The sequence below is a fragment of the Cellulophaga lytica DSM 7489 genome, assembly GCF_000190595.1.
GTDB classification, from domain to species: Bacteria; Bacteroidota; Bacteroidia; order Flavobacteriales; family Flavobacteriaceae; genus Cellulophaga; species Cellulophaga lytica.
In genome coordinates, this window is sequence record NC_015167.1 from 1,327,689 (window position 1) to 1,340,679 (window position 12,991).

At 32.9% G+C, this 12,991-nt stretch carries 14 protein-coding genes; 10 read left to right on the top strand and 4 right to left on the bottom strand.

Translation table 11 applies throughout. The features are described from left to right. Positions 1-65 precede the first annotated feature (65 nt). Entirely contained in the window at positions 66-410 is a 345-nt protein-coding gene (locus CELLY_RS05980; protein WP_013620765.1) for a HopJ type III effector protein, read from the top strand. A 2-nt stretch (positions 411-412) separates the two neighbouring features. Further along, positions 413-964 (top strand): hypothetical protein, encoded by a 552-nt coding sequence (locus CELLY_RS05985; RefSeq protein WP_013620766.1) that lies wholly within the window; start codon positions 413-415, stop codon positions 962-964. 68 nt (positions 965-1,032) lie between these two features. Here the strand turns inward: CELLY_RS05985 and CELLY_RS05990 are convergent, their stop codons facing one another. Continuing rightward, positions 1,033-1,635 carry a carboxymuconolactone decarboxylase family protein gene (locus CELLY_RS05990; RefSeq protein ID WP_013620767.1) on the bottom strand — a complete coding sequence of 201 codons (603 nt, stop codon included), beginning with the start codon at positions 1,633-1,635 and terminating at the stop codon, positions 1,033-1,035. A gap of 54 nt (positions 1,636-1,689) precedes the next feature. Here CELLY_RS05990 and CELLY_RS05995 point away from each other — a divergent pair, with 54 nt between their 5' ends. From CELLY_RS05995 to recJ, 3 genes are all read left to right on the top strand, one after another. Further along, positions 1,690-2,118, top strand: a complete 429-nt coding sequence (locus CELLY_RS05995) for an OsmC family protein (protein ID WP_013620768.1) — start codon at positions 1,690-1,692, stop codon at positions 2,116-2,118. 151 nt (positions 2,119-2,269) lie between these two features. Next, a complete protein-coding gene (locus CELLY_RS06000) occupies positions 2,270-2,623 on the top strand; it encodes a four helix bundle protein (RefSeq protein WP_013620769.1) in 354 nt (117 codons plus the stop codon). Between the two features lie 103 nt (positions 2,624-2,726). Beyond that, positions 2,727-4,415 (top strand): single-stranded-DNA-specific exonuclease RecJ, encoded by a 1,689-nt coding sequence (recJ, locus tag CELLY_RS06005; RefSeq protein ID WP_013620770.1) that lies wholly within the window; start codon positions 2,727-2,729, stop codon positions 4,413-4,415. Positions 4,416-4,522: 107 nt separating this feature from the next. On the opposite strand, the gene CELLY_RS06010 is transcribed toward recJ, so the two are convergent. Both CELLY_RS06010 and CELLY_RS06015 read right to left on the bottom strand, forming a co-directional pair. Then, the gene (locus CELLY_RS06010; RefSeq protein ID WP_013620771.1) at positions 4,523-5,608 is read right to left on the bottom strand and encodes an HmuY family protein; all 1,086 of its coding nucleotides are present in this window, start codon (positions 5,606-5,608) and stop codon (positions 4,523-4,525) included. A gap of 10 nt (positions 5,609-5,618) precedes the next feature. Further along, complete coding sequence (locus CELLY_RS06015) at positions 5,619-7,751, bottom strand: TonB-dependent receptor plug domain-containing protein (protein ID WP_013620772.1); 2,133 nt, start codon at positions 7,749-7,751, stop codon at positions 5,619-5,621. Positions 7,752-7,853: 102 nt separating this feature from the next. Here CELLY_RS06015 and CELLY_RS06020 point away from each other — a divergent pair, with 102 nt between their 5' ends. From CELLY_RS06020 to CELLY_RS06040, 5 genes are all read left to right on the top strand, one after another. Continuing rightward, positions 7,854-8,777, top strand: coding sequence for a DUF6607 family protein (locus tag CELLY_RS06020; protein WP_013620773.1), 924 nt, complete (start codon positions 7,854-7,856; stop codon positions 8,775-8,777). Continuing rightward, positions 8,761-9,285 (top strand): FMN-binding protein, encoded by a 525-nt coding sequence (locus CELLY_RS06025; protein WP_013620774.1) that lies wholly within the window; start codon positions 8,761-8,763, stop codon positions 9,283-9,285. The genes CELLY_RS06020 and CELLY_RS06025 overlap by 17 nt, the downstream gene beginning before the upstream one ends. A gap of 11 nt (positions 9,286-9,296) precedes the next feature. Next, positions 9,297-9,653, top strand: coding sequence for a hypothetical protein (locus CELLY_RS06030; protein WP_013620775.1), 357 nt, complete (start codon positions 9,297-9,299; stop codon positions 9,651-9,653). A 55-nt stretch (positions 9,654-9,708) separates the two neighbouring features. Continuing rightward, entirely contained in the window at positions 9,709-10,968 is a 1,260-nt protein-coding gene (locus CELLY_RS06035) for an MFS transporter (RefSeq protein WP_013620776.1), read from the top strand. A gap of 125 nt (positions 10,969-11,093) precedes the next feature. Further along, positions 11,094-12,212 carry an OmpA family protein gene (locus tag CELLY_RS06040; RefSeq protein ID WP_013620777.1) on the top strand — a complete coding sequence of 373 codons (1,119 nt, stop codon included), beginning with the start codon at positions 11,094-11,096 and terminating at the stop codon, positions 12,210-12,212. Here the strand turns inward: CELLY_RS06040 and CELLY_RS06045 are convergent. After that, positions 12,209-12,976, bottom strand: coding sequence for a UDP-2,3-diacylglucosamine diphosphatase (locus tag CELLY_RS06045; protein ID WP_013620778.1), 768 nt, complete (start codon positions 12,974-12,976; stop codon positions 12,209-12,211). The genes CELLY_RS06040 and CELLY_RS06045 overlap by 4 nt on opposite strands. Positions 12,977-12,991: the final 15 nt, after the last annotated feature.

The following is a 12,991-nucleotide window of genomic DNA, read 5'->3' on the forward strand; positions in this document are numbered from 1 at the left end:
TCCCTTCTTATTTTTTCACTGTAAAACGGGATAAACATATTAAAAATCAATTATACTTTTACCATATGACTTTAGATCAATTTAAAGAAAAACTAAAAAACAACCCAACTGCTATTGCTTTTACAGATACAATGCAGGTTATAGAAGATAATTACACCTTTACACCAACTGCTTTTAAAAATGGCAGCTTAGAGAATAAAGAGGGGGAAAACTCTGGTTCTTGTAAATTGTTTGCTTTTGCTTTAAAACAAGAATTATCCAAAGAAGAAACTTTGGCTTGTTTTGGAGATTACTATAGAAAAGATGTGTTACAAGACCCGGAGGGAAACGGACACTTAAACATTAGAAATTTTATAAAAACTGGTTTTAGCGGCTTAGCTTTTGATACTGAAGCTTTAATAAAAAAATAAAGATGAAAATCAATTTTAAAGCAATTAACTATACCATATTATTTGCTTTTAGTGTAAGCATATTAAGTTGTAAAAGCAATACACAAGAAAGTACTACCGAAAAAAGCTCGGTTTTACCAAATGGTATGCGATTAACTGTTTTTAAAACCAATAAAGACAAAACATCTATAGGTATATTAACAGGCACAAATTACGGTACTACGCACACCTACAAATACAATGTTTTACTACATGAACCAGATGTTAACTGGAGTTTGGGCAGCGGAGAACCTAAAAACTTTTTGTTTTGTAAGGACACTATTTATATACACTACGCAAATAAAAACAACTACCCTATAACTGTTACCGATTCTGTTACAAACTCCACCACTACAAAAAACAATTATAAGATGGAAAGTATGTATCAAAAGCACGTTGATAACAGGTACTTTTTTAATCTTTTTGGTGATGATTTCTGGTTAGATGTTTCCCCTAAACGCTACAACGAAATTAAAAATTCTTGTGAAGAATATGCCATTCCTAATGATGGTGAACTTACTGTTACAAGCAAATAGTACATCAATCTAAAACAATAAAACCCCACCAAAATGGCAGGGCTTATAAATAGTATGCGGGTTTCTTTTTAGTAAGCACTTCCGTTGTGTTTACCTTCTTCCCAACCGTGTTTACCTAAATATTGATTTCCACTTTCTACAGCGCCTTCTTCAATAGAAGTTCCCATAGAGTCATTCCATCTATTTAAATATCCAAATAAAGAAATAACACCTAACATTTCTACAATTTCACCTTCGTTCCAATACTTGTATAAATTCTCTTTAATTTCTGCATTTACAGCATTTGGCACTTGAGATGCTGCTAAAGAAAAATCTAGGGCTGCACGTTCTGCATCAGAAAAAGCAGCGTGAGTTCTGTACTCCCAAATATTATCTAACTGCTCTTGCTCTGCTCCGTAACGTTCTGCTGCTCTAATAGCATGTGCTTGGCAATATCTACAACCAGTAGCGTTACTACTAACCCAAGCAATCATACGTTTTAATGCAGATGTTACATTACCCTCATTAGCCATAACAGCTTTATTTAAGTTTATAAAAGCCTTGGATATTGCTGGTCTGTGCTGCATTGTTAAAACAGAATTAGGACAAAAGCCTAAGGTCTCATTAAAAAATTCTGCCAATTCTTTTGTTTCAGAATCGTGATTAGGATCTAAAGGGTTTACTAAAGCCATAGTTATTTTTATATTTAGTTGTATTTTTGAATCTACAAGAAACGAAAAAAAATTATGAGTACAACAAATCATATTACAACCAAATGGTTGGGCAACATGGCTTTTGAAAGTAACAACCCGTCTGGGAATAACCTAACTATAGATATTGCCAAAGAAGATGGTGGTGACGGACAAGGTTACAGACCTAAAGCGCTTATGCTTGCTGGCTTAGCAGGTTGTTCTGGTTTAGACGTTGCATCTTTAATGAAAAAAATGAAGTTAGATGTAGATGAGTTTACAATTGAAACTATTGCAAACTTAACAGATGAGCACCCTAAGTATTATGATGCTGTTACTATAGAATACCATTTTCACGGCAGTAATTTAGATGAAAAAAAATTGCAACGTGCGGTAGATTTATCAGTTGAAAAATACTGTGGTGTTATGGAAATGTTTAGACGTTTTGCAACATTAGATATTAAAACTATTTTTCATCACGCTTAAATTAACTGTTGTAGATTATAAACTAAAGCTCAAAAAAAATAAGTTTAAAGTTCTTTTATCTTGACTCTTGCTTCTTGGCTCTTAAAAGTTATAAATTTAAGCTCAAGAAACAAGTTCAAATTAAAAGCATTAGCTTTAGCAAAACATAAGAATGTCCGAGAAAAAATTTGATATTGAAGATAGGCTAGTTGAATTTGCCTCAGAAATAATACTTTTTTGTAAAGATTTACCAACAGATATGACTGGTCAATATTATGGAAATCAACTTTTACGTTCTGGAGGGAGTTCTGCACTTAACTTTGGAGAAGCGCAAGGAACAAATTCTAATAGAGATTATATTTTTAAAGCAAGTCTATCACTTAAAGAATTAAAAGAATCTAGAGTTAATCTAAAAATTTTGACAAAAGTAAATTATGGCAATGAAAAAAGAAGAGCTTTGTTATTAAATGAAGTTGAACAACTAATTAAAATTATTGCTACTATTATTAAAAATAAGAAGAAATAACTATTGAGCTTTAGGTTGATTCTTTGTGCTTGAATTTCAACTTAATTTTTTCATCTTGATTCTTGACTCTTGACTCTTGATTCTTAAATACAAAAAACACTACATGCGCTGGACCATAAAACCTAAACCTGATGCTGCTAAAGTAGCCGAACTACAAAATGCATTACAGGTTGATGAAATTGTGGCTAAACTATTACTACAACGCGGTATAACAACTTTTGAAGAGGCTAAAAAATACTTTAGACCACAACTATCAGATTTACACGACCCATATTTATTAAAAGATATGGATTTGGCTATTGCTCGTATAGAGCAAGCTATTGCCAATGAAGAAAATATTATGGTTTTTGGCGATTATGATGTAGATGGCACAACTTCTGTTGCGTTAGTATCATCTTATTTACAAAGTTACTACCCTAATGTTACTACATATATTCCGGATAGATATAAAGAAGGTTATGGTGTGTCTTATGCCGGTATTGACTATGCAGATGATAATGATATTAGTCTAATTATTGCATTAGATTGTGGTGTAAAAGCGGTAGATAAAGTTGCTTATGCAAAAGAAAAAGGTGTAGATTTTATTATTTGTGACCACCACAGACCTGGTGCTACGTTACCAAATGCTGTTGCTGTTTTAGATGCCAAAAGGAACGATTGCAATTACCCGTATGATGAGCTTTGTGGTTGTGGTGTTGGTTTTAAATTGATACAAGCTTTAGGTAGCAAAAGAGGACAAACTATAGAGGATTTAGTACCTTATTTAGACTTGGTTGCTACGGCAATTGGTGCAGATATTGTCCCTATTACTGGCGAAAATAGGGTGCTTGCCTATTATGGATTACAGGTTATTAATAGTACGCCTAGAGCTGGTTTTAAAGCTATTATAAATCAGATTAAAAAAGATGTACTTACTATTACAGATGTTGTTTTTGTAATTGCTCCTCGTATAAATGCTGCGGGACGTATGGTACACGGTTTGCACGCTGTTAATTTACTTACCGAAACAAATTTGGAGCAGGCAGAAGAATTTGCTGCTGCCATTGAACAGTACAATGCAGATAGGCGAGAACTAGACCAAGAAATTACCAAAGAAGCTTTAGTACAAATTACAGATAACAAAGAAGAAAAACATTTTACCTCTGTAGTTTATAATGAAAATTGGCACAAAGGTGTTATTGGCATTGTAGCATCTAGACTAACAGAAACGTATTACAGACCTACTTTAGTTTTCACTAAAAGCGGCGAAAAACTAGCTGCATCTGCACGCTCTGTAAAAGGTTTTGATGTTTACAATGCACTTGAAGCTTGTGCAGACCACATAGAACAATTTGGAGGCCATAAATATGCTGCTGGTTTAACCTTATCTGAAGCACAGTATGATGGGTTTAAAAAAGAATTTGAAAAAGTTGTTACAAAAACTATAGATCCCAACCTTTTAACTCCTGAAATTACTATAGATGCAGAGCTTAATTTTAATGAAATAAGTCCAAAATTAATGCGAATTATTAAACAAATGGAACCTTTTGGCCCAGGTAATATGTCGCCTGTATTTATGGCAGAAAACCTACAAGACACAGGTTATGCCAAAGGCGTAGGGCAAGAAGAAGCGCATTTAAAATTAGCTGCTGTACAAAACGGTTCTAACCCAATTGGAGCTATTGGTTTTAATTTAGGAAATAAATTGCCTTTAGTACAAAACAAAAAGCCTTTTAGCGCTGTTTTTTCTTTAGACGAAAATGAGTGGCAAGGGGTTGTTAGCTTACAATTAAAACTTAGGGATATTAGATAAAAAAGCCCAAACACAAATTAAATGCTTGGACTTTTTAGAAAAAAACTAACTCAAAACTTAACTTTGCTATTAACTCCTTTTTTAGGGGTAAATAATTGTTTATTCTTTTACTTTAATAATGAATACACAAACTCTGGGTGACCACGTTCACCGTCTGCATTTGTAAGTGCTAAAAACTTAATTTTGTATAGGTTTCCGTCGGTATCAGACATCACATAAAAAACATTATCTTTTAAAGAAGGTAGAGCGCCTGGTCCACCACCATTTCTCCAACTACTTCCTACACCTCTTTGGTCATTAATAAATTTAGAAGCATCAACATTTGCTAACGTAAAGTTGTCATAATTTAAATCGGTTTCAACTTCTGTATCTATCATATATACTTGTGCATTGGCTTTTACGTTATTAACCACAAAATCAGAATACCCATAAGACCCATAACCTTCTATCTCATTAGTGAAAACAGTAAAATTTAAATCCCAATTCTCTTTTTCTGGTTCAACAGTAACTTCTGTCTCTGTATCAAAACTAAAAAATGTAAAATTATGGTCGCCATTTTTAGAAATAGTTACTTCTTTATGTGTTGTATCATCTAAATCTGCATATTGTAAAACATAATTACTACCATTTCTTAGAATTCTAATTTTTTTCCAGCCTCTAGACTCTCCACTAACAGCAACACTACCTGTACCAGGAACTTCTGTACCAACTTTAAAACCTAAGTTTACAAGGTATACTGAGTTATTGGCATCTGTACTAGAAATTTCATCTAAAGCAGTTTCTAAAATGTTACCATCTGGGGCATCAACAAATTCAGAATTTGCAGGATCAAAAGTACCAATAGCTACCTGTGGCTGTAAATCTTTAATTTCTTGTGAAGTGGAGTTTATAGCATCAATATCTATAACAGAAAGTTTAGCTGTTGCCATATATATTGAACCATTAAGCACTACTCTAAAATTTTCACCAGAGAAAAATCCTAAATCCCAAGTATCTCTTTGTACTACTGAAGATGTATTGGCACTTAAATCTACATATACTTGGTTTGGCTCGTTTGGTCCTCCTACATTTGGAGCTATTGACGCTCCTTCTATAACAACTTTAATAGCTTCGCCAGGCTCGTCATCCTTACTACAGCTAGTAAAAGCTATAACTGTAGCACATAGTGTAATAGTTAATAATTTGTTTAACATAATTGTAATTTTAAAATTTAAGGTTATATAATAGTTTTAAGTAATAAGATCGTCCGTAACCAAGTAAAATACCATTGCTAGCAGAAGAATGAGTTCCCTCTCCTACAGGGCCATTAACATCTACAGTAGTAACATCTAATAAGTTTCTGGCTCCTAGAGTAACCTGAAAGGTATTCTCTAAAAAAGATTTTTTAAATGAGGCATCTACCCAATTGTAAGCATTGGTAGTTGTTTTGGAAAACGTTGGGTTTCCGTTAGCATCAGTTCCTGTAGCGCTATAGTTTTGTTGTTCTCCCGTGTGTTTTAAAAGTACAGTTACTGCTGTATTCCATTTTTCTATCTGGTATGTACTACTTGTATTTAATTGAAAAGAATAAAGAAATTTATCTCCTGAGTTTGCCTCATCATTAGCAACCTGAGAAATACCTTGTATTGTAGCACCTAAATTAAGCGTCCAATTATCTGTTTTTAAGCTATTATCTAATGTTACACCCCACAACTTATACTCATTAATATTTATGTATTGATACTGTAATGGCGTTTGGTTTACAATGGCTAAATCAATTTTATCTTTTACGTCTATATAGGTAAATTTTAATGTGTTTAAAAGCGACGTATTTTTAATCCAGCTACGTTTTTTTAAATTTAAAAAAGACGTAAAACCGTTTTCTGGCTTCAAATTTTCATTACCTCTAACATCATGATTGCTATCTACAAAATAATAGTACAATTCTTCAAAATTTGGTGTACGGTAGGAGTTCCCTAGGTTTGCTCTTAACTCAAACCCATTTTTTATAAGGTAGCGTGCGCTTAAAGAACCTAAAAGTTTTGATTTAAAAATTGAATTGTATTCATAGCGTAAACCAGGGCGTAAAAGAATTTTATCTAAAGCATTTATTTCTGAAGATCCAAATACTGCATAATTACTTTGAGACTGTTCTTTGTCTTGCTCTGTTACCTCTCCAGAAGCCTGGGTATCAAAACCTTTAATAAAACGAGATTCATAACCCAATTGAAAATTATAAGAATCACTTTTAATTAGGTTGTTAATACTTCCTTTAGAGAAAAACACACTACTAGATTGGTAAACCTCATCAGTTTCATTACTTCTCTGGTTTGTAATTATATAATTATTAAACTCATTTAGGTTGCGCTTTTGTTTTTGATAAGATGCAGAAGCCTTGTAATTAGCGCCAGAATTTAATCTTCCGTTTACACTTAAATTATTAACAAATCTATTGGTTGTAAAAATTCTATCTGTTGCAGACGGGTTACTAGTTTGCGATTGTGTATCTATATTAGCTCTAACAGCTGCATCATAGTAATTAACAACTTCATTTAGGTATTCAAACTTATAAAAAAGCTTAAAGTTATTTTTAGTATAATTTAATAATGCGTTAGTGTTTATTTGTGTTTTAGGCAACCAATCATACCCTCTTAAACCATCATTTTTATAATAGTTTTTACCTTGCCTGCCATTATAAAAACCTGCAAATTGATTTCTATTTACTCCTAATCTAGTATACCAGTTGTTGTTTATATTATGACCAATATTTAGTCCTTGTATGTGCTTACCTTTATTAAACCAAGCATACTCATCACTAATTGTTTCTTCTTGTAAAATTGCTTGTACTTTCCAATCACTATCACTAGATTTTTTGGTGATAATATTAATAACTCCAGAAACAGCATTAGCTCCATACTCAACTCCCATTGCTCCTTCTACAATTTCAATACGCTCAACGTCATCAAGATTTATTTGTGTTAAATCTATATTATTACCTAGTCCGCTGTCGCTAACAAGAGGAATATTGTCAACCAAAATATTGAAGTATTGTGCATCTAAACCAAAAAAAGAAATTGTAGATTTTCCTGTTTGCCCATTAGGAACTATTGTTAGGTTTAAATTAAAGTTTAATATATCTGCCAAATTATTGGCTGCCTGGTTTTCTATTTGCTCTCTGTTTATTACAATAACATTATGTACCGATTTTTTTATTGATTGCGGATTATACTGTCCCGTAACAACTACCTCTTCTAACTTATTTAAGTTTATTGAGTCTTTTTTTAACTCTTGTGAGAACACAAAAACAGAGAAAAAAAGCATAAAATAAATAGATAAATATTTACTATTTAGAATCATTCCTAATAATTTTCGACAAATATATGTGTTATTTTTAATCAATCTAAATAAATTTAATATTTTTGTAGGAACAAAACAGACATTACATACAAATACACAATTATGAAAAAAGTACTTTTTTTAGCCATAGTAATAGTTGGCTTTAGTTTGCAAGGAGTTGCACAAGACAAAAAACAATTAGACAAAGAATCTATTAAAGATATGTGTGGTTGTTTTAAAGTGAATTTTAAGTACACAGAAACTTTTGCACCAGAAATTGATTATGAAAAGCATTTAGATTATACCTCTGGAGCTTTAGAATGGGCAGAGTTAATTGAAGATGAAAACAACAAACTGTCTATACAGCACCTATTGGTTATAAAAGATACTATGGTAATTAAGCATTGGAGGCAAGATTGGTTGTATGAAAACAATCGTGTTTTTCATTACGATAAAGACAAAAAGTGGGTATTTACAGAGTTACCGGAAAATGAAGTAAAAGGACAATGGACACAATTGGTTTACCAAGTAGATGATAGCCCTAGATACTCTGGATCTGCAACTTGGATACATGCAGATGGCAAAAATTACTGGGAAAACAAATCAGATTCTCCATTACCAAGAAGAGAATACTCTAAAAGAAGTGATTACAATGTTATGGCAAGAGGCAACCGCCAAGAAATTACAGATTATGGCTGGTTACACGAACAAGACAATGATAAAATTATTAGAGAAACCGGAAAAAAAGATGTGCTTTTAGCTCAAGAAAAAGGATATAACACCTATGTAAGAGTACCAGATGAGCAATGTAAAGCTGCAAAAGATTGGTGGAAAAATAATAAGAAATTTTGGGCAAAAGTTAGATCTGCTTGGAATAAAGTATACACTAAAAACAGTAAAATAGAACTTGCTAAAGCTGTAGATAAAAAACCATTATTTATGCATTTTTATGAGTTAGAAAAAAAGAATGCTAACGAAAAAGAAATCCTTGCTTTAATACAAAAATTTGCATCAACCAAAACAACAGAAAATGCACCAGGAAAATAAAAGAACTACCCTACTATGTATTGCTTTTACATTTTTGTTACTGGCGTTTACTACCCCTCAACTACCAGAAAAATTACAAAAAAAAGTAGATGCAGCTATAAGCTTTGCTTACGGTACAGAATCTTTTAGTTTAAACGGAATCACAAGTGATGTGATTCCGCCTAAAGATTATGTTTTTAAAATTAACACAGATGCAGAGTTGCTAGGTTACGCATACGTTGGACAAGCAAATAGTATGAAAAATGTATTTGACTATGTGGTGTTTGTAAACAAGGATTTAAGCATTAAAAAAACAAAAGTTTTAATTTACAGAGAAGACCACGGCAGGCAAATAGGCGCACAGCGTTGGCTAAAACAATTTATTGGTTTATCTGTAAACAAAAAACCAGTGTATGGTGAAAATGTAGACGCTATTTCTGGTGCAACTATTTCTGCAAAAAGTATGACAATTGCGGTTAAAGATGTGCTAGAAACTATTCAGAAATTAAACAATAAAAAACTTCTTTAACCTATACGATTATGAGAGACATAGACGCTATTTATTATAATGATTTTGGAATTGCCTTTCATTGGAAAAAAGAGACTAAAAATTACCGAAGTAAAATACAAGTGGTGTTTAGAGATACTGGTTTTTTACTTACTCATAAGGAGTTAATACGTTTTGCAGAGCATGTACAAAACACTATGAACTCTAATGCCGTTTGCAGTTGTTGCGCTAAAAAAAAATCGTGCAGAGCCATGTTATTAGAAACACCAGTACCACAAGTTAGTTTGGCTGTTAGCGTTAATGAGTTAACAGCGATAAACGACTTAATAGAGGGCACTATTTTTCAGTTAAACATAGATAATTTTTTAAGTGACATCTGTAACAATTAAGTTTAGTAACTCTTTGTTAATTGTAATACATTTACACTAACTAAACAGTTATAAAATGGATCCGTACGCAGCACTACGCTACAAAGAATTTAATACTTTTTTACTAGTTAGGTTTGCTATGGTTTTTGCGTGGTCTATGCAATTTATAGTTATAGAGTGGCAAGTGTACTCCTTAACTAAAGATCCGCTTTCGTTAGGTATAATTGGACTTATGGAGGTTATTCCTGCAGTGTCTATGGCGCTATTTGCAGGGCATATTGTAGACCAAAAAGAAAAAAGAAACCTTTTAATTAAATGCATTTTAGGTTTTTCTGTAATTAGCTTTGGCTTATTTGTTATTAGTATGCCAAGTGTTATAGCACAAACTACTACCAAGACAATTTTATACACTACCTATTTTTTAGTTTTTTTAGGGGGCTTAGTACGTGCGTTTTTAGGCCCTACTATTTTTTCGTTAATTGCCTTAATTGTTCCAAAAAAAATATACCCAAATGCTGCTACGTGGAGTAGTACTACTTGGCAAATGGCATCTGTTTTAGGTCCTGCTTTAGCTGGCTTTTTTATAAGTTGGATTGGTGTTCACTGGTCTATGTGTGTAATTTTTGGGTTTTCGTTATTTGCTTTAATTGTATTACTGAAAATTCCTAAAAAACCCATTCTTAATCCTAAAATAGGCGAGCCAGTTTTTAAGAGTTTAAAAGAAGGACTAACCTTTGTTTTTAAAACTAAAGCTGTATTAGGCGCATTAACTTTAGATATGATTGCCGTACTATTTGGTGGCGCTGTTGCTCTATTGCCTGTTTTTGCACAAGATATTTTACAAGTAGGCTCAGAAGGCTTTGGAGTATTAAGAGCCGCGCCAGCTGTTGGCGCAGCGTTAATGATGTTAATGTCTACCCGTTTTCCGCTACACAAATTTGCTGGTAAAAAACTACTACTTGCTGTATTTGCTTTTGGTATTTGTATAATTGTTTTTGGATTGTCTACCTATTTTTGGGTGTCTGTTGCTGCCTTATTTTTTAGTGGTGCTGTAGACGGTGTGTCTATGATTATAAGGCAAACTATTTTACAATTAAAAACACCAGATCATATGCGTGGCAGAGTAGCCTCTGTAAATTCTATGTTTGTAGGCTCTTCTAATGAGCTTGGTGCTTTTGAAAGCGGACTTACAGCTAAATTAATGGGTACTGTAACCGCAGTGGTTTTTGGCGGAACAATGACGTTGATTACCGTTGGTGCCACTGCTATTTTTTCTCCTAGCTTTAGAAAATTAGACCTTAGCAAGGATGTAGAAGAACACGAAAAAGAGGAATAATCAATTTTAAATATTCTACTCTTTAAACAAAATAAAACCCTATATTTTTACGTTTAATACACGATAAAAACTAGCTGATTTTGCACTACAGCTCATAAAGAGGCAGTTATCAACCTATAAAAAAAATGAGAATATTATTTGCGGTATGTTTAGTACTTAGTAGTGCAATTGGCTCTGCACAAAACCTTGTTAAAAACTCTAGTTTTGAAGATTATAAACATTGCCCAGAAGACATTGGCAGGTTTACAAACAATGTAGTAGATTGGTCTACACTACAAGGCACTACAGATTACTTAAATTCTTGTAGTAGAACTGTTGGTTTTTTTAACCACAACGGCAAACAAATAGCTCGTAGCGGTTTTGCTTACGCTGGCATTTTTACATACTCTAATAAAGATTATAGAGAATATATACAAGGCTCTTTAAATGAAAAGCTAGAAAAAGACAAAAAATATATTGTTACCTTTTATGTAAGCTTAGCGGATTATGCTACGCTTGCAATTTCTGATTTTAGTATTGTTTTTAGCAACAAACCTATTGCTGGCTCTACTATAACAAACAGCAAAAAAACCTTAGTTACACACAAAACACTGTCTAAAATTAATGGTTTAGTGTACGACCATTATATGCAACCAGATCCTATTTTTTATAAGAGCAAACAAATTTGGATGCAAGTTTACATTCCTTTTACCGCTAAAGGATACGAAACTAATTTTACCATTGGAAATTTTGCTAGCAATAGTAGAACCCAAAAAATGAAAGTCTCTGAGGTAAACGAAAAAGATTTCTCATACTATTACATAGATGATGTTAGTGTTGAAGCAAAAGACCGAGAATTGCCTCCTTTGTATGCTGAAACTGTACCACAAAAAGCAGATGCTACACCAAAAATAGAGCGCAATAAAGTATACACGTTTAAAAATGTTTTATTTGAGTTTAATAAGGCTGATTTACTAACTGCTTCTGAAGAAGAAATAAATGTATTAACTACAATTTTACGCAACAACAACAAGCTTTCTATAGAGATTTATGGGCATACCGATGCTGTTGGTTCTAAAGAACGTAACTTAGAACTTAGTAACCAACGTGCTAAAGCTGTGGCGAGCTATTTAATTGATAGTGGAATTGATGAAAACCGTGTAAAATGGATAGGATATGGCAGTAGCAAACCTGTAGCTGATAACACTACTGAAGAAGGCCGTACACAAAACAGAAGGGTAGAGTTTAAGATGCTAGAAAATTAATTTTCTAACTTTTCTAAACTTAGTTGTTCGCCATTAAAAACTGCGTAGGTATAGTAACCAATCCAGTCGCCAAGGTTAATGTAGGTAGATTTTCCGTTTAGGTCTATAGTCATTGGTAAATGGCGGTGTCCAAAAACAAAATAATCATAATGTTTGGTTTCTAATTTGCGTTTTGCATATTGCACCAACCACTCATTATCTTCGCCTAAAAACTTTACATCATCATCACCTGAAATTGCTTTGTTTTTTACTGAAAAATATTGAGCTAAAGATACCCCAATATCTGGGTGCAACCACCTGTAAAACCATTTAGAAACAGGGTTTGTAAACACCTTTTTCATTCTTTTGTACCCCTTATCATGTGGTCCTAGACCATCTCCGTGACCAATAAAAAATGACGTATTGTTAAATAAAAATTGCTGAGGTGTGTGGTAAACTGGTATGTTTAATTCTTCTTCAAAATAACCATCCATCCAAAGATCATGATTACCTACAAAATAATACACAGGTATGCCAGCATCAGTAAGCTCTGCAAGTTTACCTAAGGTCCTTGTAAAACCTTTAGGCACTACAGTTTTATACTCAAACCAAAAATCGAATAAATCTCCTAACAAAAAAATTGCAGCAGCATCTTCTTTAGCCTTATCTAACCAAGCAACAAACTTTTTCTCTCTTGGCTTGCTTTCTGCCATAGTAGGCGCACCCAAGTGGTTGTCACTTGCAAAGTATACTTTTTTACCTTTAGGAATTGTAATTTTTTTCATTGCTAGTAAAGATAC